We start from the raw sequence: 1,709 nt of genomic DNA on the forward strand, positions 1-1,709 counted from the left end.
GCGAGTGCGACTGCATCGCAGAGAAGTGAGTATATAGAGTATTTATACTCAAAATATTTGAAAGATGGGAGAAATCTAGAACAAAAGTTCTCTACATCAGAAAGAGAACCAAATAAAAATTGATGATTGTTGTCTGTTGAGGTAAAATTATTAAGTTGGAAATATTAATTAATCAAACTGTTCTGCGATGACGAAAAAGGCTGTGACTTGAGAAATTCCTGAATTAATACAATTTTTAGTTCAAGAATTACATGACTTACCCGATGACAGAAAACCAGGAAACAATACCAAATATCAGGTAGAAGATGCAGTTAAGGCGGCTTTTTCGGTTTTTTTTACTCAGTCACCTTCTTTTTTAGAGCATCAACGTTTGATGAAAAGTAGTAAGGGAAAAGATAATGCTTCAAGTTTATTTGGTATCAAAAAAATACCTTGTGATAATCAAATCAGAAACCTGTTAGATCCTATCCCAGCTGCCACAATATTTGGCTCTTTTCAACAAGTCTATCAATGGTTAAAAAAACAGGGAGTTATTAAAAAATTTTTCTACTTAGATGAGGAAATTTTAATAGCTTTAGATGGTACGGAATATTTTTCTTCAAAGAAAATTAGTTGTCCCCATTGTAATTGCCGCAATCATCGTAATGGAACGACAACTTATTTTCATGGTTGCGTCACGCCAATTGTGGTTTCTCCTGAGCAAAAACAAGTGATTAATTTAGAACCAGAATTTATTAAAAAACAAGATGGGCAGCAAAAACAAGATTGTGAAAATGCGGCTGTTAAAAGATGGTTAGATAAGAATCATCAAAAGAAGTATGGTTATCCTGTAACCCTGTTAGGAGATGACTTATACTCTCGCCAACCTATCTGTGAGTTAGCTCTAAAACAAGGTTATAATTTTATTTTTGTTTGTCTTGAAACTTCTCATAAAACCTTATATGAATGGCGAGAATTTTTAGAAAAAAGTGGAGAAGTTAAAACCGTAGAAAAGAAACAATGGGATGGACGAAAGAATCTCATTTATCGTTATCGTTATGTTTCTAGAGTTCCTCTGAGAGAGGTCGAGTCAAGTCTCGAAGTTAATTGGTGTGAAGTCACGGTCATTAATGAAAAAACACAGAAAATTATCTATCAAAATAATTGGATTACCAATCATCAAATTACTGAAAATAATGTTGAAAAAATTGTCAAAGCTGGACGCAGCAGATGGAAAGTTGAGAATGAAGGAAATAACGTTCTTAAAAATCACGGTTATAATTTAGAACATAATTTTGGTCATGGTCAAAGTCATTTATGCGAGTTCTTGTTGTCTTTAAATTTACTAGCTTTTTTATTTCATACCGTTTTAGATTTAGTTAATCATACTTATCAAAAGATTCGTGAGTTATTAGTTACTCGCACCAGTTTTTTTAATGATATTCGTACTTTATTAAAATATTTTTGGTTTAAGAATTGGTCAGAGTTTTTCTTGTTTATTCTTACCGAATATGTCCCGCTCAAAAAAATAAATTCTAGTTAAAAATGTCAATTTTTCGAGAGAAGGAAAGATTATTTTATTCATTGAAAAAACCACAAATTAGGTCAGAATTTCAGCTAAATTTATGAGTTGAGATAAGTTTTTTATGGGCAGATATTTTAAAACTGTCTCTTGAAGCTAATTATGATGATTATCTTGAAAAAAAATGATAATTAGACAGAAGTTCTCT

The 1,709-nt window shown here is 31.4% G+C and carries 1 pseudogene; it reads left to right on the plus strand.

From position 1 onward, the window contains the following. Nucleotides 1-214: 214 nt before the first annotated feature. Nucleotides 215-1,436, plus strand: a pseudogene (locus O9295_RS18275) (ISNCY family transposase). Nucleotides 1,437-1,709 lie beyond the last annotated feature (273 nt).

Source organism: Microcystis sp. LE18-22.4A, from assembly GCF_027531105.1.
Taxonomy (GTDB): Bacteria; Cyanobacteriota; Cyanobacteriia; order Cyanobacteriales; family Microcystaceae; genus Microcystis; species Microcystis aeruginosa.